Below are 19,090 nucleotides of genomic sequence, written 5' to 3' on the forward strand. Positions count from 1 at the left end.
TTTTATACCTTAGCCATATAAATTTGTTTTTGTTATACAGTAAATGTTACTGAAACATTTAGCAAACGAATAATGAGAACTACAAAAATACTTTTCCTCCACGGCTTCTTCGCCTCGGGCAGTTGCATACCTGCCCAAGCATTGAAGCAGGCATTCGAAGGTAAGGCGGAAGTCCTCACGCCTGACCTTCCGCTTCACCCTCGCGAAGCTCTCACATTCATTACAAACCTTTGCGAGCATGAGCATCCTAAAGTATTGGTGGGCAATAGCAACGGCTCTTTCTTGGGGCAGATAGTGGCATCGCGTTTGGGAATACCTGCCCTGTTGGGAAATCCCCATTTTGAAATGACCTGTTTCCTTTCCGAACGCATCGGGGCGCATGAGTACAAATCACCACGAGCGGACGGACAGCAACATTTCGTGATAGACCAACCGCTGATAGATGAGTTTGCCGATATTCAAGCCCATCAATGGGACGATTGCCGACCGGAAATGACCAACCGTATTTGGGGACTTTTCGGAAGAAATGACCATTTGGCTCACTTCGAACCGTTGTTCTTGCAACACTACACCCATGCTTATCACTTTCCCGGTGCCCATACACCTACGGCAGAAGAGGTACGAGAGTATTATGTGCCGTTGGTAGAAAGACTTATAGAATAAGGTCACTCCCTACCCCATACAACGGAAAGAAGTGACCCTAACATTAATCTTCAGTAGATTCCCGGATAATACGCAAAGTTTCTTTCTTATACTCTCTACGGTTATACTTTTCTCCCCTGCATATCCAGCAACTACATGGAGTTCCCGTAGATTGATAAACTTTTGCCCATTTTTCTTTTGCCAACTCAAACCAATGTGGATGATTGTCCATACTTCCATCCTCATGGATAATAGGAGTTCCATAAGCTGCATAAAGAATCATGCGAGCCTTAAACACACGCGACATTTGTTGACGTCTCCATAGTTTGTTTCTTTTGTCCATCGTCTCTTTGTATTAAAGTTAGGATGAACAATGATTTTACTTTTGTGAGACTTAATGTATCCATAGCTATTCCTTTTTATTATTCCAAATTCAAAACAACTTCCTCAAATCCATCGAAAGAAAATCCTCCGCACTGATGCCACCCTCTTCCACAATAAACGCTGATTGCGGATGGAACAGCTTGCGGAATTTATCCAATCCCTCCGTACACTTCTCTGCATTGCTTTTCAACTCAATGGCGACCACCGAACCTTTCTTGCGCAGGACGAAATTCACTTCATACCTCTACATTTTACTCAGTGGACTAAGTATTCTTGCTCAATGCAAAGGTAACAAATATATTCGAGTGTCAATCAATGCCTTGTACATGAATGAGGACATTTTGCAAAACAACTGAAAAAAGACGGTACAACACCATGAAGCCAAACGATTAAGCGTAAACAATTTGCACTTTCTTTCTGACTTTTGTCAATTGTCTGGAGAGCGTTTGTGCCGATAAAAAGCCTTATCGTTGACATTCAATGATTCTAATAGCTCAAAACAGCTCAATTTTCTCTCTACCCTTCTGCTAATATGACAATTCTTATAAAATATCATTTATATTTTATGCAACAAACATTGTTGTTTGAATAAAAAAACAGTAATATTGTATTTGAATAGCAACATCATACGTCTTGTTCAGGTATGTCATGATATGAGAGTCCTGAAACGTACAATGAAGAAAGACGGTTATAAAATAGATGTAGTGCCAATCACAGAGTTTTAACTATATGGATGTTCTGACACATTTCAGAAGCATAGAAGAATTGACCAAGACACTCTCGCGTGAACAAGGATTACTAAGCGAGATGTTTGAAAAACGGAAGCTCATGAAGTTTCCGGTTGGGCTTGCCATAGAACTTGTCGGAGGAAATGAAACAAGATTGAGGAGACTGGTTGACTATGGCGTATTGGTGGAATCTGGCAATACGGTTGAGATAGAGAGTGACTACCTGAACTTTTTCGAAGAAGTACTGAATGTCAATGAGGAAATCAGTGTGTTGAGCGTACAGGAGTGTATCAACACCTTGAAGGAGTATATAGGGTATTTTCTGCAAGAGACTAATTCCAATCGTAAAGCCGGATATCAGGATAGTGTGCGCCAGCTCTTAAAGAAGACCGGATTCAGAACCTTGAAGAATGTGGTGGATTTGAAGCGTAATATGGACAACGCCTATAAGCAGGAACCCAATTATATCATTAAAAAGAAGAAGCTGCAGAATCTGGATGAGAAGGGAAATAGTATTCGCGCAATGATACGTGAATGTGAAAAACTGATGGATAATGAGCAAGCCTTCTTTATCATGGCAAATGATCCGCACATGGCCAAGACGTGTAGCGAGGTGAAGCATGATTTTGTTGAAGCTTATCATGCGCTAATGGAGATTGACAGACAGATTATTTCCTACATCAATCAGATAGACCAGCAGAACAGACTTTACAAAAAGATACGAAAGCTGAAGTATCTGCAAGATCAGTTGCTCATCAAGACTGATACGAATATCCTCAATGTATTGGAAGAAAGAAATCCTCTTTGGATGGAATCCCGACAATACAATAAGATTCGTCTGTCTCTGGAAATGCTGAGGGAAAATGAACAGGTAGTAAAGTTGCTGAAACGAATTGCCGAACGGAATGGAATACAGAAGATGGCAAGAACGGAAGCTGCTCCCTTGACGGAAGACGACCTGCAAGAACATGTCCACCAGTTGAAGGAGGTGGATTCTGCCGAAGTCTGGAATGCGTTTTTAGCATCAAGCTATAATCTGTTTGAATTCATTCTGAGATATGACTACAAAGTAAAACGTAATATAGAAGAGCATGCTACCCTCTTCTGCCAGTTGGTTATCTTGCACCCTGATGAATGCAGGATAACAGGCGAATATGCAATTTACCAAAACATTGAATATCCTGTAATTTATGCGAAATAATACTCAAAGAATATACGAGCGGTTAAGCCGAGGGGAGTTCCTTTCGGTAGACAGTGCAGACTCCTCTGTCCGCCATCTATATGAGGATATTGAGGAAAATCTGGAGGATTATACGGAATACTTCAAGGAAATCGGTCTGCAACTGGAATCTGGTAATGGTTACTTCTATTTCTCAAGAATGGGAGAGAGTAAACAGACGATAGAGCAGAAATTGGACAGCTTCTCAAAATGGCTTGACTATCTGGATTTTCTGAAATGCTATAATCAGTCATTTGCTGCAGGATATCAATTCCGTAAAAGCCATTTGATAGAACAGATCAGCCTGGATATCGAACTGAAGGAAAAAGCACAGCACCTGTTCAGGAAATACGGTATGGGCTCAAATGTTGAGATAGTGAACAAACTGCTCCAGGAAATGCAGAATATGGGCTTTGCTGAATGTATCAGTGAACTTGATGAAACCTATAAGATTACTTCGGCCTTCCGTTATGCCGAGGAACTAGTGGATATAATTCAAATAGCAAACGAAGATGAAATACCTGAATAAGATAATCTTTATCAATAGTGCCAATATTCCGTATGCAGAGATTTCCGTAGATGGAAATGTGCATTTCACGGGAACTCAGGGTGTCGGTAAAAGTACGGTATTGAGAGCACTGCTGTTTTTCTACAATGCGGATAAACATCATTTGGGCATCCAGCAGGGACAGAAATCGTTTGATGATTTCTATTTTCATCAATCGAACTCTTATATACTTTATGAGGTGATGCGTGATAATGGGGCCTATACGATACTTGTCAGCAGGTATCAGGGGCGTGCTTCGTGGAGGTTCATTGATGCTCCTTATCAACGTGAATGGTTGATTGACAACGGCAAGCAGGTATTGAGTGACTGGGTGAAGATTCGTGAACGTATAGACAAGGATGTGGCTGTGTCTGCTAGAATAGAATCCGGTGTGATGTTCAAGGATATAATCTTCGGTAACACTCATGACTATAAATATACACGTTATGCACTGGTGCAGAGTTCACATTATCAGAATATCCCACGCAGTATTCAAAATGTTTTCCTGAATACAAAGCTCGATGCGGACTTTGTCAAGAATACCATCATACAATCGATGACAGATGAAGATTTACCCATTGATTTGCAGACCTACAGACGCCTTGTTACGGACTTTGAGCGTGAGTATGACGAGATAGACTGTTGGTTCCGCCAATCACGTGATGGCAGTTATCCGGTGCGTCAGCAGGCATTGAAAATAGCCGAACAGGGACGTACAATCATAGCACTTGACCAGCAATTGCTGGACGTATGGCGTATGCTCAATTATGCTGTAGCTTATAATGAAGAGCATATACCTCTTTTGGAAGCCCAAGCAGCAGATATTGGAGCGGACCTGGAGAAAGAGCATAACCGTGGGAAAGAACTTACCGCAGAATATGAAAAAGAAAAAGACTCGCTGAATCAGGACCTTGGTGCAAAGAAAAGTAAACTAAAGGAAATAGCGCAGGCAAGAAAGGATTTCGAATCCATGGGTATTGAGGCTATACTCGCTCGTGCCGACCGGGAGACAGCTGTCAAGCAGGAAATGACGGAGAAACAAACACTATTGGATGATTTATTGAAAACCCATGCATCGATAGAAGAAAAGTACAACATTGCAAGGGGTAAACTGGAAAATGCACGTCAGGCATTCGAGAACATCCAGAAAGAAGCGTATTATCAGAAACAGGACGAACTTCAGATAAGGCGCAAGAAGGTAGAGGAAGAACGTACAAAAAGCAGGAATCAGATTATGGAAGCTTTCAACAGCTGGAGACATGACTCGGACGAGCGTCTGCAAATGTTGTTGGCTGAACAGAGTAAGGCTGATAACGCACTGAAGGAACTTCGTCAGTGGCATCCGAAGGCTATTGAAATAAAACAGGTTGATGATGAATTGCAGCAATTGGATTTTATGGAGAAGGAGAACGCCATACAACAAGTAGCTGTACGAAGTCAGATTGATCGGATTACTGCCGAGTATGAAATGAAAGAAACGGAAATAAAACAGGAGTTCCAGCGTGAGCAGGAACGTCTTGAGACTGACCGGACACAAACGCGTGAACAAATCACGAAAATCAATGACTTATTGGCTCATTTGAACGGCTCTCTTTACAAGTGGCTTTGTGAGAATGCCGAAGGTTGGGAAAACACAATAGGCAAAGTCGTTGACGAAGAAAGGATTCTGTATGCTCAAGGGCTTGAACCTCAGTTGGACACTGGGACTGATGGTATGTTTGGCGTAAAGTTAAACCTGGATAATGTTGCTTCCGTCCATCGTACGCCTGACGAATATAGATCGGAGAAGAATAACTTGGAAGAGCTAGTTCAACAAATCAACCGTCAGCTCACACAAATGCCTGTTACTCTTGAGAGAGAGATTTCTAAACTTGGTAAGAAATATGCTGCACAAGTGAATCCGCTTCGTCAGAAAATGACATCGTTGAAGGTGGAAGAAGGACAGATTCCTGTAAAGCGACAGAATCTGCAAACCCACAGACACAAGCTGGAGATGGAAGAGCAGGAGCAAATTAACCAGGAAAAAGAAATCCGCGAACGTGCTTTTAATGAAGCAGTACTGAAAGTGAATTCAGAAAAGGATACTCGTAATAAGAATGAAATAAAGAATAAAAAGGACCTTAAGGATCTTGATTTATCATTTAATAAGGCTGTGAAGGTTCTCGAAGAGGAATTGCGCCTTTTCAAAGAAAGACAAGAGATTGAGGCAACCGTACGTAATCATGAGTTCGCTGTGCAGAAGAAACAGCTTGATGAACAGCTGGTAGCTGAACTTGCAGGCAAAGGTGTTGACACGAAACTGCTCGAACAATATCGTAGAGCTTTGGATGAATTGAAGGAACTATTAAAGAGTATTGAAAATGAACGTGCAATTGTCATCAGATACCGCGACACTGAGCAAAATCTCTTTGCCAAGGAACCGGAAATCAAAAAGGACATCAAGACCATTGAACAGCGACTCACAATGATACGTCAGCGTTATGAAGACAAGCGGACGCGTATCGAGAAAAAATGCAAAGAAATGGACGAACGGCTGAAGCGGATTCTTAAGGAACTCACGCATCGAAGGGAAGGCCTGGAACTTTATCATCAGGTGGTAGAGAATGAACATCTGGTACCTGATACTTTCCTCTCTGATGACAAAACGAAGAGTACCGAGCAGGATTGTCAGCAACTGTTGAGTCAACTTAGAGGCACGGTCAATCAGAAGCGTGAATCGATAGACAAGCTTAAATACATCGTTGTCAGTTTCAATCGTAACTTCAAGCCTCAAAATGCTTTTCATTTCAATACAATGCCTGTAACAGACAATGACTATCTGCAGATTGCCGTGGATTTGCAGGAGTTCATGGACAACAATAAAATCGAGGAGTTCCGCAGGCGCACCAGCGAACATTATAAGGATATCCTGGGACGTATTTCAACAGAAATCGGCTCACTGATGAAGCGCAGATCGGATGTAGACGAAGTGATACAAGCCATAAACCGTGATTTTATAGAAAAGAACTTTGCAGGTGTAATCAAGAGTATTGAACTCAGAGCAAATGAGTCATCAGACAAGCTTATGCAACTGCTCATATCCATCCACGATTATGCGGCAGAGAATGCCCTTTCAATCGGCGAATTGAATCTTTTCTCAAGTAATAACCGGGATGACGTGAACCGTAAGGTTGTGGATTATCTGAAGAGTTTGTCTCACCAGTTGCAAAACGAACCCAATCGTCCGACAGTATCTTTGGGGGACGCTTTCCGTTTACAGTTCCGTGTGAAAGAGAACGACAATGACACCGGTTGGGTTGAACGTATTAACAATGTAGGATCGGATGGTACAGATATTCTGGTGAAAGCGATGGTCAATATCATGCTCATCAATGTTTTTAAGAAAAAGGCAGCCAAAAAAAGTGGCGATTTCATTGTACACTGCATGATGGATGAGATAGGACGCTTGCACCCCAACAATATAAAAGGCATTCTGCAGTTTGCCAATTCACGCAATATCTATCTCATTAACAGCTCACCGACATCGTATAATCCTTACGATTACCGCTATACGTATCTGTTAAGTAAACATGGGGTAAAGACGAGGGTGGAAAAATTGTTGAAACGAATAAACTAGTCCGTACCATGGCTATAAGTACATCGATACAAGCATTGCTGGCTGGTGAACAAGTCGCCGGTTCAAAGCTAAGCCGTAAGTTACTTGACGAACTGTTGGCAGAAGGTATGCTATGGGTAAGTTCGCATGGTTCCAGGAAATCCTATCGTGCTCGCGACACGGAAGCCCTTAAAAGATTTCTTATGGATAAGGATGAAAGTTATCGGATTCTTGAAGTAAATCTTACTGATTCCCGTGCGTCAATGGCAATGGGGACAGGGAACTCCAAACTGGTTACGATTCGCTCCTGCCCCGGATTCCCGGTAAACAGCTATGAACCGATTGAATGTTTTCTTGACGGAAAGCCTTTTATGGTCAATCCACAGGAAGGAAGCTTTCTCTTTGTCTCAGACTGGGAAAAGCTTACAATTCCGGAAGACGTGGTAGTAATTGGTGTTGAGAATATGGAGAACTTCAGGATGATTCGTAAGCAAAGAGCTTTCTTTGAAGAGTATCTCACAGCACATGACTTTTCCAACAGAATACTCTTTGTATCCAGATATCCACAATCCACAGATCTTAGAAGATGGCTATGCTCCATTCCCAATCATTATCTTCACTTCGGCGACTTTGATTTGGCTGGAATAAATATATTTCTCGTTGAATTCCAACAATATCTAGGTAAGGAACGGTCTTCCTATCTAATTCCGGACGATATTGAATTCCGCTTGAAGGCTGGTTCCAACAAACGATATGATGAACAGTATAGCTATTTTAAGGATATCAAGTCAGACGTATTCGAGTTGCAGCAACTGATAGCTTTAATTCATCGGGAGCGAAAAGCCTATGATCAAGAGGGGTATATATGCTGTTATTCGAATCAAACTTCCGATTGATTATGCTCTTTCGGTATGAGTTACATCGGATCCCCCTTGACATTCTGTCAAACGAAGCCCTTCACAGTGCCTTTCCTTGCACCGAAATAGGAGTTGGTGGATTTCGAGGGGCTTCTCAGGCGATTAGCGAAATACACTTTGTCGGCGAAAGGCGTCTGGCGCTTTCTTTCGGGAAGGCGGGAGGCTATGGATGCTCCACCGGTCGCATCCGGCACGCAAGACTCCGCACATCGTGTTAGCTTCCGATTTGTTGACACGACACTCCTCCTGGAAAGCGAAACTCACTATTCTTTACCTACATTTTCCAAAGATTTGACTTCCGAGGACGAAACAATAGTGTTTGGAGGGGGAAACTAATGTGTTTGACGCGGCAAACTATATTGTTTGGCTCGCGAAACAATATTGTTGCGGGCACGTTTTGCCTGTTTTCCGGGAACAGAATGTATAGTTTTCTAAAATAAAGGGATATTTTCCGTATTTTCGTTTGCAGATGTTCACATTTGAAGGCTAGTTTATCGGAAGCTGAGAAAAGAAGAGTTAGCTGAAACCGTTGTTTCGGAACTTTCTGTATGGCAATTATCCGCTTTGGGTTACAAGATGGTCAGGGACGCTTCCTGACAAATCGCCGCCTTCCGATTGCTTTCTTACGCTGTCTTCGACCATAAGGAAATGGCATGTGAAAGGAACGTTGCATTCACTTTCACATGCCATATCATATCTTCAGGAGACGGAAGACCGGACAGCCGTCCGCGAACCGCTCTCATGCGTCGGATGCTCGCCGCGCATCATTCTTCCGGACGGACGAACTTGAAGTCGGAAGGAGCAATCTGCTGGATGACCATCGAACCGTTACGATAACGTTTCATCAGCTTGGTCACCGTCTTTTGCAACGCCGCTTTCTTCTCAGAGAAATAAGTGATGCACGTGTGGTTGATATTTCCGTCCTTTGCTTCCAGATAGGCTTTCAACTGCTCACTGTATCCTTCGCGGCTGGGAAGGAAGCCTTCCTTGGTCAAACGCACGCTGTCAATCTGCTGGATGTCGGTGAAGTAAACCACCGAATCGCCAAAACACAGCGACACGCCCATCACATAGACGGGCTTGTAATCGTCCTTGCGGAGCGTAAAGGCCGACGTCACGACCAACAAAAGCATCAAAATACTTATCGTTTTCAGACTTTTCATAACCATTCTTTCTAAGATTAGTGTGTGCAAAAATACGAATTATCACGTAACGAACAAAAAAAGTAACACGGCGGACAACCTTCTCCGGATATCCGCCGTGCATGCACCTCTTTAAAAACTAAACTAAACTCTTGAATTTATTGCCTGGATTCCGCACACTATCGGCTGCGGCTGTCGACACCTGTGCATGTGACACGGGCACAACGGCAACTGGGGCGTGCGAAAGTAGGATTTTCATCATTCTCCCTGACTCAGGTCAACCGCATAGTTGCCACGACGGCCCGAGGGGAAGACACCGCTCAGGAACAATACCTGGTCGGGGGACTGGCTTGCCTCACGCAGGACATTCTCCAGGTCATCAACCGTACGGAGTGTCTCGCCGTTGGCACGCAGGATGATGAAGCCCTTACGGATGCCGGCGTCTGCCATCTTGCCCTTCGATACACCGGTCACTTCCAGACCGTAGCTCAGGCGGAGCTGCTGCTTCATCTCGTCAGGCAATTCGCGGAAGGCAGCACCCAGGATATCCATTCCGGCATTCTTCACCACTTTCGTGTTACCTTGCGTGTTGCGCAAAACGACGCTCACGGTCATCTCTTTCTTGGCACGCAGCAGAGTCACCTTCACCTTGTCACCCGGACGGTGCTTGGCCATTGCCTCTTGCAGCTCAGCCATGTTCTTCACTTTCTTTCCGTCAATGGCAGTGATCACGTCATCCTTGCGGATATCGGCATTGGCAGCCGCACTGGCTTCCGTAATGTCGGCCACGTAAACGCCCTCGACGGTTCCAAGGTCCTTGTCCTTTACACGGTCGTCGATGTCATGTCCCATGATGCCCAGGACTGCGCGTTGTACGGTTCCATATTGCTTCAGGTCAGAGACAACCTTCACCATGATGGAGGTCGGGATGGCAAAACCATAGCCTGTATACGAACCTGTCGGAGAGGTCAGCACGGAGTTGATGCCCACCAGCTCACCGCGTGCGTTCACCAGAGCACCGCCACTGTTGCCTTCGTTGATGGCTGCATCGGTCTGGATGAATGATTCGATACCGCCGTTATAGACACCCAACGTACGTGCCTTGGCACTCACGATACCGGCAGTCACCGTCGAAGTCAGGTTGAACGGGTTACCCACGGCGAGCACCCATTCGCCGACCTTCAGAGCGTCAGAGTCGCCGACGGGAATAGTCGGCAGGTCATCCGCCTCGATTTTGATAAGTGCCAGGTCCGTGCTCGGATCGGTTCCGATGAGACGTCCCTTGAACTCGCGGTTGTCGTTCAGCGTGACACTGATTTCATCGGCTTTGTCAATCACGTGGTTGTTGGTCACGATGTAACCGTCCTTGCTGATGATGACGCCCGAACCGATTCCCACACGGGGTTGCGTACGCACACGCTGTGCACGCCCGTAACCGTCTCCGAAGAAGTAATCGAAGATGTCGCCCGGCGTACGGACAATCTGGTCGCGACCGTTCTGGGTCGACTTGATATGAACCACGGCATGGAGCGACAGTTCGGCTGCCTGTGTCAGGTCGACAGGCTGTGCCTCCGTGGCGCTCATGGAAGCCAGTTTTACATTCGGATTCGGTGAAAACATCTCTGTGAATGAACCGGAGTTTTCCTTCTCACCTTTCATCATCGAATAAGTCGTCACTCCGGCTACAGTGGAGCTGAACAGCATCACAGCCGCAGCGCCTAAAACCATTTTAGTTGTTGTTTTCATAACCAATGATATTTAAATTGTTAATTTTCTACTAGTGTTTAACATCTACGCTGTTAAAGTAAAGACAAAAAACATTCGCTTATTCTTCCTGTCACAATCTTTTCCCATCTTTTAACAGAGCCGTTTTCTCCTTAACAGCGCTTAAGTCTGCCAACTGCCAAATTTGCATTCGTTATAGCATCCTGACACACATCTCCCTAGGAGAAAATTCAAGCTTTTTTGCCCTTCTGAAAGCTATTTTTCATACCTTTGCAGCCAGAAAAAGAGACAGAAGACCGGTCTGTCGCCGCCGGCTATGCCGGAGGAGGAAAGTCCGGGCAACGCAGAGCATCCCACTTCCTAACAGAAAGCTGTCCGTGAGGGTGGAGACAATGCAGAAGAAAAGAACCGCCTCTTCACAAGGGGTAAGGGTGAGAAGGTGAGGTAAGAGCTCACCAGCCGTATGGTGACATGCGGGCTGTGCATCTTGGGAGTTGTAAGATCATGTATACCGGCGTTAAGAGAGTTGCTCGCTCCAGTCGGAGGGTGGATTGCTAGAGCCCGGCGGTGACGACGGGCGTAGATAAATGACAGACGCCTGACAAAGGTACAGAACCCGGCTTACAGGTCTTCTGCCTCTTTTTCTTTTTCCCCTCATACTGGAACACACAATCCTCTGAAACCTCAAAATCAAGAAAACAACATGCTACGCCTCAAGACCCGAATACGCCTGATGAAACGATTCCTCACCGAGGAAATCTGGCGAGTGACTGAAAACGAAGTGAGCCGTGTCAAATACATCTTCTACAACATCCTCAAGGTCATACTCCTCTCCATCCAGCGGTTCAATGATGACCGCATCGTCAACAAGGCATCGGCGCTGACCTACAACACCCTGCTCTCCATCGTGCCGATTCTTGCCATCCTCTTTGCCGTGGCACGCGGACTGGGATTCTCCGACATGATGGAGGAACAGGTCCGTCGCGGACTGGAGGGGCAATCGATGACCGTCGACGTCATCATCAGCCTGACAGACTCCTATCTCGCCCATGCACAGAGCGGCATCTTCATCGGGGTGGGCCTGCTCGTCCTGCTTTGGGCGGTCCTCACACTGACGGGGAACATCGAGCGTACCTTCAACCAGATATGGCAGGTGAAGAAGCAGCGCAGCCCCTTCCGCAAGATTACCGACTACTTCTCCATCCTCCTGCTCCTGCCCATCGTGCTGGTCGTCTCGGGCGGTCTGTCCATCTTCATGACCACCGCGCTCAAGAGCCTCGACAGCTACCTCATCCTCTCGTCGTTCGCCAAGTTCATCGTCGGCTGTATACCTTATATATTTACGGGCTTCATCTTTACGGGGCTTTACATCTTCATGCCCAACACGCGGGTACGCTTCCGCTATGCCATCGTGCCGGGATTCATTGCCGGAGCCGCCTTTCAGGTGTTGCAGTTCTTCTACATCAACAGCCAGATATGGGTGTCCAACTACAACGCCATCTACGGTAGCTTCGCCGCCATCCCGCTCTTCCTCCTGTGGACACAGATTTCCTGGAGCATCTGCCTCTTCGGTGCCGAACTGAGCTACTGCAACCAGAACTTCGAGAACTATAACTTCGCCAACGAGACGCGCAATATCAGCCGTCGCTACCACGACTTCCTCTGCATGCTCATCCTCTCCTTCATCTGCAAACGCTTCGCACGGGGAGAGCGGCCCTACACCGTGCTCAGCCTGGCACACCGGCACAACATCCCCATCCGCATGACGCGGCAAATCATTTACGAGCTGGTGGACCTGCGGCTCATCTACGAGTGCAACCCGGACGCCGACGGCAAGGGCTCGCAACCCTTCTACCTCCCGGCTGAGGACACCGACAACCTCAACGTCGCCACCCTCCTCACCCGGCTCGACGTGGCAGGCAGCGAAAGCTTCAAGATTGACAAGGACAACAAGTACAGCACCGCGTGGGAGACGCTCGAACGTGCCCGCGACGAATACTACAAGAAGTTGGGCAACGTGCTGCTCAAGGAACTCTAACGACCGACTTTAACTCTACCATCATGATGGACAACGCTTCTGAACTCTTCGTCTACAAGGCTTCGGCGGGCTCGGGAAAGACATTCACGCTCGCCGTGGAATACATCAAGCTCCTCATAGCCAACCCCACCGCCTACCGCAACATCCTCGCGGTGACCTTTACCAACAAGGCGACCACGGAAATGAAGGAACGCATCCTGGGACAGCTCTTCGGCATCGCCATCGGGGATGCGGCATCGGATGCCTACCTGAACGTGGTCAGCAACGGACTGGGACTGTCCCCTGAGGAGGTGCGCGACAAGGCAAGGCGCGCCCTCTCCCTGCTGATTCATGACTACAGCCGCTTCCGCGTGGAAACCATCGACTCGTTCTTCCAGTCGGTGATGCGCAACCTGGCGCGGGAACTGGAACTGGGTGCCAACATGAACATCGCGCTCAACAACGCCGAGGTGCTCTCGGACGCCGTCGATATCCTCATCGAGAAGCTCGACCGACGCTCGCCCGTGCTGGGATGGCTCCTGGAGTTCATCCGCGAACGCATCGCCTCGGACAAACGCTGGAACGTGTCGGGCGAAATCAAAAGCTTCGGCCTGAACATCTTCGACGAGACCTACATCGAGAAGGGCGACGGACTGCGCGCCAAGCTGGCGGACCCGCAGACCATCCCCGCCTACCGCAAGCTGCTCGAGGCACTGCGCGACGAGGCGACGGACGTGATGCACAGCATCGCCGACCAGTTCTTCGGCATTCTCGAAGCGGAAGGACTGCGCCCCGACGACCTTGCCGGGAAGAGCCGCGGCATCGCCTCCTACTTCAAGAAGCTGCGCGACGGAAAGTGGGGCGACGACATCCGCAACAGCACCGTGGAGAAGTGTCTCGACTCCGCCGATAACTGGGCGGCGAAGACATCCCCCCGACGTTCGGAAATCATCGCCCTGGCGTCGGCACAACTGCAACCCCTGCTCGTCGAGGCGGAAAAGCAACGCCCCGAACAAGGACGGACCCTCAACTCCTGCGAACTGTCCCTGCGTTACCTCAACCAGCTGCGTCTGCTCGCCAACATCGACGAGGAAGTCCGCGCACTCAACCGACGGGAGAACCGCTTCCTCCTCTCCGACACCAATGCGCTGCTCCGCCGGCTGATGCAGGAGGGAGACTCCTCGTTCGTCTTCGAAAAGATTGGCACCACGCTACGCCATGTCATGATCGACGAGTTCCAGGACACCTCGCGCATGCAGTGGAACAACTTCAAGATGCTGCTCCTCGAAGGACTGTCGCAGGGAGCCGGAAGCCTCATCGTCGGCGACGTGAAACAGTCCATCTACCGCTGGCGCAACGGCGACTGGAGCATCCTCAACAACCTGCGCGGCAAGATGGAGGGCATCTACCCCATCCGCGAGATGAAACTGACCACCAACCGACGCAGCGAGAGCAACATCATCCGCTTCAACAACGACATCTTCACCGCCGGGAGCGCCTGGCTCAACGAAATCTACCGCAACACCTACGGCACGGACTGCACCGAGCTGCAACAGGCCTACAGCGACGTCTGCCAGGACTCGCCGCGCAAGGAGGAGAAAGGCTACGTCCACGTGGACTTCCTCATCCCCGAAGACAACGAAGACTACGTCGAGATGACCCTGGAGTGCCTCGCCGAACAGGTGGAAAAGCTCGTGAGCGAAGGCGTTCGGCTGGAGGACATCACCATCCTCGTGCGCAAGAACAAGAACATCCCCGTGATTGCCGACTACTTCAGCGCCAACCTCCCCTACCGCATCGTGTCCGACGAAGCCTTCCGTCTCGACGCCTCGTCGTGCGTCTGCGCACTCATCGACTGCCTGCGCTGGCTCGCCGACGAGACCGACACCATCGCCCTCGCCCGCCTCGCAGCCATGTACCAGCGGGAGATTGTCGGCAGCGACACCGACTGGAACACCCTCCTGCTGCAGGGGGCGGAACACTACGTCCCGCAGGACTTCATCACCCGACGGGAGGAGTTGCGCCTCATGCCGCTCTACGAACTGCTCGAACACCTCTTCACTCTCTTCGGCATGGCGGAACGCGAGGACCAGGACGCCTACCTCTTCGCCTTCTTCGACGCCGTCATCGAATACCTGCAGGAGAACTCCTCCGACCTCGACTCCTTCCTCGCCTGGTGGGACGACAAGCTCTGCGCCAAGACCATCCCGTCCGGCGAACTGGAGGGCATACGCATCTACTCCATTCACAAGTCAAAGGGACTGGAGTTCCACACCGTCCTCATCCCCTTCTGCGACTGGAGCCTGGAAAACGAGATACGCACGCAGATGATCTGGTGCACGCCGCAGGACAGCCCCTACAACGAGCTGGACCTCGTCCCCGTGAACTACGGAGCGAACATGGCAAACTCCACCTACGAGCAGGACTACCGCCACGAACGGGTCCAGCTGTGGGTCGACAACCTGAATCTGCTCTACGTCGCCTTCACACGCGCCGGGAAGAACCTCTTCGTCTGGGCAAAGGACGGGCAGAGCAACTCCATCTCCACCCTGCTCTACCACAGCCTCTGCCGCATCGACCCGGCATTCGAGGGAATGGGGGAGTTCGAGACCGGCACCCTCTGTCCGTCGGTTGAAAAGGAAGAACGACAGGCAGGCAACAACCGACTCACCGCGCAACCCGGCACACGGCTCGTCAAGATGGCATCCTTCGACAACCGCATCGACTTCCGCCAGTCAAACCGCTCGGCAGACTTCATCCGCGGAGAAGAGGACGAGGACGACAGCCAGCGGTACATCCGCCAGGGAAGGCTGCTGCACTACGTCTTCGCCACCATCCGGACACACGACGACGTGGAGCCGACCCTCGCACAGATGGAGAGCGAAGGACTCTTCGACTCCGCCGGCGACGTCGGACACGCACGCTCGCTCATCCAACGTGCCCTCGCACGCCCCGAGGCAAGGAAGTGGTTCGACGGAAGCTGCGAACTCTTCAACGAGTGCTCCATCGTCTACATGGCGGACGGCGAACTGCAGACCCGGCGCCCCGACCGCGTGATGATTGACGGCGGACAGGTCGTCGTCGTCGACTTCAAGTTCGGAAAGCAAAGCCCCGCCTACCACGAACAGGTGCGCGGCTACATGCAGCTCCTCCGACAGATGGGATACACCGACGTCCACGGATACCTCTGGTACATCTATAAGAACGAACTCATCACTGTGGAATAAACCGTAAACAAGCCACCCATGAACCCATTCCTGAAACTCGTCGCCGAAGACCTCCATGACAAGCTCCAAGGCGACTTCACACATACCGCCGTCGTGTTCCCCAACAAACGTGCGGGCCTCTTCTTCAACGAATACCTCGCCACGCGCGCCGGACAACCCGTCTGGTCCCCCGCCTACCTGACCATCAGCGAACTCTTCCGCTCACTGACCGACCGCCGCGTGGGCGACCCCATCGAACTCGTGTGCCGCCTCTACGAGGTCTTTCGCGATGCCACCCGGAGCCACGAGACACTCGACGAATTCTACTTCTGGGGCGAGCTGCTCATCAGTGACTTCGATGACATCGACAAGAACCGCGTCGACGCCGACCGGCTCTTCGCCAACCTCCAGGACCTCAAGGCATACGACACACTCGACTTCCTCAACGACGAGCAGGCGGACGCCATCCGTCAGTTCTTCCGCAACTTCTCCGTCAGCAAGACTACCGAGCTCAAACAACGCTTCATCGCCCTGTGGAACGTCCTGGGCGACATCTACCACCGCTTCCGCGACGACCTCGCCGCACAGAACATCGCCTACGAGGGCATGCTCTACCGCGAAGCCTGCGAAGCGCTCGATGCCTCCACCCTGCCCTACGAGCACTACGTCTTCGTCGGTTTCAACGTCCTCAACCGCGTGGAGCACCTCCTCTTCGAGAAACTCCAGGCTGCCGGGAAGGCGCTCTTCTACTGGGACTACGACGTCAGCTACCTCGACACCCCCAACCACGAGGCGGGCGAGTTCATCCGACGCAACCTCCGCGACTTCCCCTCCGAGCTGCCCGAATCCCACTTCCACGCCTTCGCCGGACACAAGGAAATCGAGTACGTCGCCGCCTCGACGGAGAACGCACAGGCACGCTTCCTCCCCGACTGGCTGCGCGCCCACCTGGGCAAGAAGGAGTCCGAGACCGCCGTCGTCCTCTGCAACGAGGCGCTCCTCCAGCCCGTCTTCCACTCCCTGCCCTCCGACATCGTGCAGCACGTCAACATCACCATGGGCTTCCCCCTCGCCCAGACGCCCGTCTACAGCCTCATCAACGCCCTCGTCACCCTCCAGACCGAGGGCTATCACGCCGACACGGGACGCTATGACTACGCCGCCGTCATCGCCGTGCTGAAGCACCCCTACGTCCGCAGCCTCTCGCCCGAAGCAGAGCCACTCGGACGCTCCCTCACCGCGCGCAACCGCTTCTACCCCCTTCCCTCGGAGCTGCAGACGGACGAACTACTGACGCACCTCTTCACACCCGTCAGCGGGAACGCAGCCCTCTGCACCTACCTGGAGGCGGCACTCGAACGCACCGCCTCGCTCTACCGTCAGGAGACAGCCGCCCCGAACCCCTTCGACCAGCTCTACCGTGAGTCGCTCTTCCAGGCATACACCACCGTGAACCGCTTCCGTCGCCTCATCGAGGGCGGCACCCTCCGCGTGCAGACCCCGACCCTCGCCCGCCTCATGAACAAGGTCTTCTCGACCGCCTCCATCCCCTTCCACGGCGAACCCGCCATCGGGCTGCAGGTCATGGGCGTGCTCGAGACCCGCAACCTCGACTTCAAGAACGTCGTGATGCTCTCGCTCAACGAAGGCAAGCTCCCCAAGGGCAGCAGCGACTCGTCGTTCATCCCCTACAACCTGCGGAAGGCCTTCGGCATGACCCTGCTCGAACACAAGAACGCCGTCTATGCCTACTACTTCTACCGCCTCATGCAACGCGCCGAGCACGTCGCCCTGCTCTACAACACCTCGTCCGACGGACTCAACCGCGGCGAGATGTCGCGCTTCATGCTCCAGCTCCTCACCGAGAGCAACCACGACATCCGCAAATCCTCCGTCACCGCCGGACAGATGCCCATGAGCACCGCGCCCATCCGCGTCGACAAGACTCCCGAGGTCCTCGAGCGGCTCTACCGACGCTTCCACACCGGCGAGAAGGGCTTCATCTCGCCGTCCGCCCTCAACACCTACCTCGACTGCCGCCTGAAGTTCTACTTCCACTACATCGCCGGGCTCCGTCCCAAGGAGGAAGTCAGTGCAGAGATTGACTCCGCCACCTTCGGCAGCATCTTCCACCGCAGCGCCGAGCTGGTCTACCGCGAGCTGACCGCGCACGGCGACACGGTGCGTCGGGAGGACCTCGAACCGCTGCTACGCGACAAGGTGCGCCTGGAGTACTTCGTCGACAGCGCCTTCAAGGAACTCTTCTTCCACGTCCGTCCCGAGGACAAGCCCGAGTACAACGGCGTCCAGCTGCTCAACTCCGAAGTCATCGTCAGCTACCTCCGCCAGCTGCTCGAGAAGGACCTCTACCACGCTCCCTTCCGCATGGTCGCCATGGAGCTGCCCGTCCACGAGGATTTCACGCTCAGCACCCCGACGGGCACGCATACGGTCCGCATCGGCGGCATCATCGACCGCCTCGACAGCAAGGACGGCACGCTGCGCATTGTCGACTACAAGACCGGCGGCGAGCCTTCCGTGGCATCCAGCATCGAGATGCTCTTCACCCCCGCCGAGCGCCGTCCGAACTATGTCCTGCAGACCTTCCTCTACGCCGCCATCATGACGCACCGCCAGCCGTTGCCCGTCGCCCCGGCATTGCTCTACATCCACAAGGCAGCCTCGGCAGACTATTCCCCCGTCATCCGCATAGGCGAACCATACAAGGAAAAGAAGGAGGTGACCGACTTCCGTGAGTACGACGAGGAGTTCCGTGCGCGTCTGCGCGAGTTGCTGGAGGAAATCTTCCATCCCTCCGTCGCTTTCACACAGACGGACTTTGACACACACTGTGCCTACTGCGACTTCAAGGACTTGTGCCGCCGATGAGTCTCCCCGTCGTTCCCTTGGGTCCTGGATATGCCGTTTACAGCGTCTCGCAAAACTTTTTGGTCCCGGATACAGCATT

Annotated in this window: 12 protein-coding genes and 1 other RNA gene; 9 read left to right on the forward strand and 4 right to left on the reverse strand. The window is 51.0% G+C overall.

Translation table 11 applies throughout. The features are described from left to right. The first annotated feature begins 72 nt into the window (after positions 1-72). Positions 73-663: a YqiA/YcfP family alpha/beta fold hydrolase gene (locus M3087_RS07715; RefSeq protein ID WP_249094806.1), complete on the forward strand. Its 591-nt coding sequence runs from the start codon at positions 73-75 to the stop codon at positions 661-663. A gap of 43 nt (positions 664-706) precedes the next feature. Here the strand turns inward: M3087_RS07715 and M3087_RS07720 are convergent, their stop codons facing one another. Then, positions 707-985: a hypothetical protein gene (locus M3087_RS07720; protein WP_249094808.1), complete on the reverse strand. Its 279-nt coding sequence runs from the start codon at positions 983-985 to the stop codon at positions 707-709. Positions 986-1,075: 90 nt separating this feature from the next. Further along, positions 1,076-1,261 carry a hypothetical protein gene (locus tag M3087_RS07725; RefSeq protein ID WP_249094810.1) on the reverse strand — a complete coding sequence of 62 codons (186 nt, stop codon included), beginning with the start codon at positions 1,259-1,261 and terminating at the stop codon, positions 1,076-1,078. A 494-nt stretch (positions 1,262-1,755) separates the two neighbouring features. On the opposite strand from M3087_RS07725, the gene M3087_RS07730 reads away from it, so the two are divergent. From M3087_RS07730 to M3087_RS07745, 4 genes are read left to right on the forward strand one after another with little or no spacing between them, the layout of a single operon-like run. After that, positions 1,756-2,955, forward strand: coding sequence for a hypothetical protein (locus tag M3087_RS07730; protein ID WP_022384402.1), 1,200 nt, complete (start codon positions 1,756-1,758; stop codon positions 2,953-2,955). Then, positions 2,945-3,502: a condensin complex protein MksE gene (locus tag M3087_RS07735; RefSeq protein ID WP_022384401.1), complete on the forward strand. Its 558-nt coding sequence runs from the start codon at positions 2,945-2,947 to the stop codon at positions 3,500-3,502. The genes M3087_RS07730 and M3087_RS07735 overlap by 11 nt, the downstream gene beginning before the upstream one ends. Then, positions 3,486-7,136 carry an ATP-binding protein gene (locus M3087_RS07740; protein ID WP_249094811.1) on the forward strand — a complete coding sequence of 1,217 codons (3,651 nt, stop codon included), beginning with the start codon at positions 3,486-3,488 and terminating at the stop codon, positions 7,134-7,136. The genes M3087_RS07735 and M3087_RS07740 overlap by 17 nt, the downstream gene beginning before the upstream one ends. 8 nt (positions 7,137-7,144) lie before the next feature. Next, the gene (locus M3087_RS07745; protein ID WP_249094813.1) at positions 7,145-8,011 is read left to right on the forward strand and encodes a hypothetical protein; all 867 of its coding nucleotides are present in this window, start codon (positions 7,145-7,147) and stop codon (positions 8,009-8,011) included. Between the two features lie 785 nt (positions 8,012-8,796). Here the strand turns inward: M3087_RS07745 and M3087_RS07750 are convergent. Beyond that, the gene (locus tag M3087_RS07750) at positions 8,797-9,195 is read right to left on the reverse strand and encodes a hypothetical protein (protein WP_249094815.1); all 399 of its coding nucleotides are present in this window, start codon (positions 9,193-9,195) and stop codon (positions 8,797-8,799) included. 237 nt (positions 9,196-9,432) lie between these two features. Then, entirely contained in the window at positions 9,433-10,920 is a 1,488-nt protein-coding gene (locus tag M3087_RS07755) for a Do family serine endopeptidase (RefSeq protein ID WP_022384397.1), read from the reverse strand. 267 nt (positions 10,921-11,187) lie between these two features. Here M3087_RS07755 and rnpB point away from each other — a divergent pair. From rnpB to M3087_RS07775, 4 genes are all read left to right on the forward strand, one after another. After that, an RNA gene (rnpB, locus tag M3087_RS07760) (RNase P RNA component class A) lies at positions 11,188-11,539 on the forward strand. A gap of 63 nt (positions 11,540-11,602) precedes the next feature. Continuing rightward, a complete protein-coding gene (locus tag M3087_RS07765; protein WP_249094817.1) occupies positions 11,603-12,937 on the forward strand; it encodes a YihY/virulence factor BrkB family protein in 1,335 nt (444 codons plus the stop codon). Between the two features lie 26 nt (positions 12,938-12,963). After that, entirely contained in the window at positions 12,964-16,143 is a 3,180-nt protein-coding gene (locus M3087_RS07770; protein WP_249094869.1) for a UvrD-helicase domain-containing protein, read from the forward strand. 18 nt (positions 16,144-16,161) lie between these two features. Beyond that, positions 16,162-19,011, forward strand: a complete 2,850-nt coding sequence (locus M3087_RS07775; protein WP_249094819.1) for a PD-(D/E)XK nuclease family protein — start codon at positions 16,162-16,164, stop codon at positions 19,009-19,011. The last annotated feature ends 79 nt before the right edge of the window (positions 19,012-19,090 follow it).

Source organism: Mediterranea sp. ET5 (genome assembly GCF_023337025.1).
Taxonomy (GTDB): Bacteria; Bacteroidota; Bacteroidia; order Bacteroidales; family Bacteroidaceae; genus Phocaeicola_A.

Bases quoted from the DNA above. Each gene is read 5' to 3' on its own strand.
- M3087_RS07715 (WP_249094806.1), top strand. From the start codon at position 73: ATGAGAACTACAAAAATACTTTTCCTCCACGGCTTCTTCGCCTCGGGC.
- M3087_RS07720 (WP_249094808.1), bottom strand. From the start codon at position 985: ATGGACAAAAGAAACAAACTATGGAGACGTCAACAAATGTCGCGTGTG.
- M3087_RS07730 (WP_022384402.1), top strand. From the start codon at position 1,756: ATGGATGTTCTGACACATTTCAGAAGCATAGAAGAATTGACCAAGACA.
- M3087_RS07735 (WP_022384401.1), top strand. From the start codon at position 2,945: ATGCGAAATAATACTCAAAGAATATACGAGCGGTTAAGCCGAGGGGAG.
- M3087_RS07740 (WP_249094811.1), top strand. From the start codon at position 3,486: ATGAAATACCTGAATAAGATAATCTTTATCAATAGTGCCAATATTCCG.
- M3087_RS07745 (WP_249094813.1), top strand. From the start codon at position 7,145: ATGGCTATAAGTACATCGATACAAGCATTGCTGGCTGGTGAACAAGTC.
- M3087_RS07750 (WP_249094815.1), bottom strand. From the start codon at position 9,195: ATGAAAAGTCTGAAAACGATAAGTATTTTGATGCTTTTGTTGGTCGTG.
- M3087_RS07755 (WP_022384397.1), bottom strand. From the start codon at position 10,920: ATGAAAACAACAACTAAAATGGTTTTAGGCGCTGCGGCTGTGATGCTG.
- M3087_RS07765 (WP_249094817.1), top strand. From the start codon at position 11,603: ATGCTACGCCTCAAGACCCGAATACGCCTGATGAAACGATTCCTCACC.
- M3087_RS07770 (WP_249094869.1), top strand. From the start codon at position 12,964: ATGGACAACGCTTCTGAACTCTTCGTCTACAAGGCTTCGGCGGGCTCG.
- M3087_RS07775 (WP_249094819.1), top strand. From the start codon at position 16,162: ATGAACCCATTCCTGAAACTCGTCGCCGAAGACCTCCATGACAAGCTC.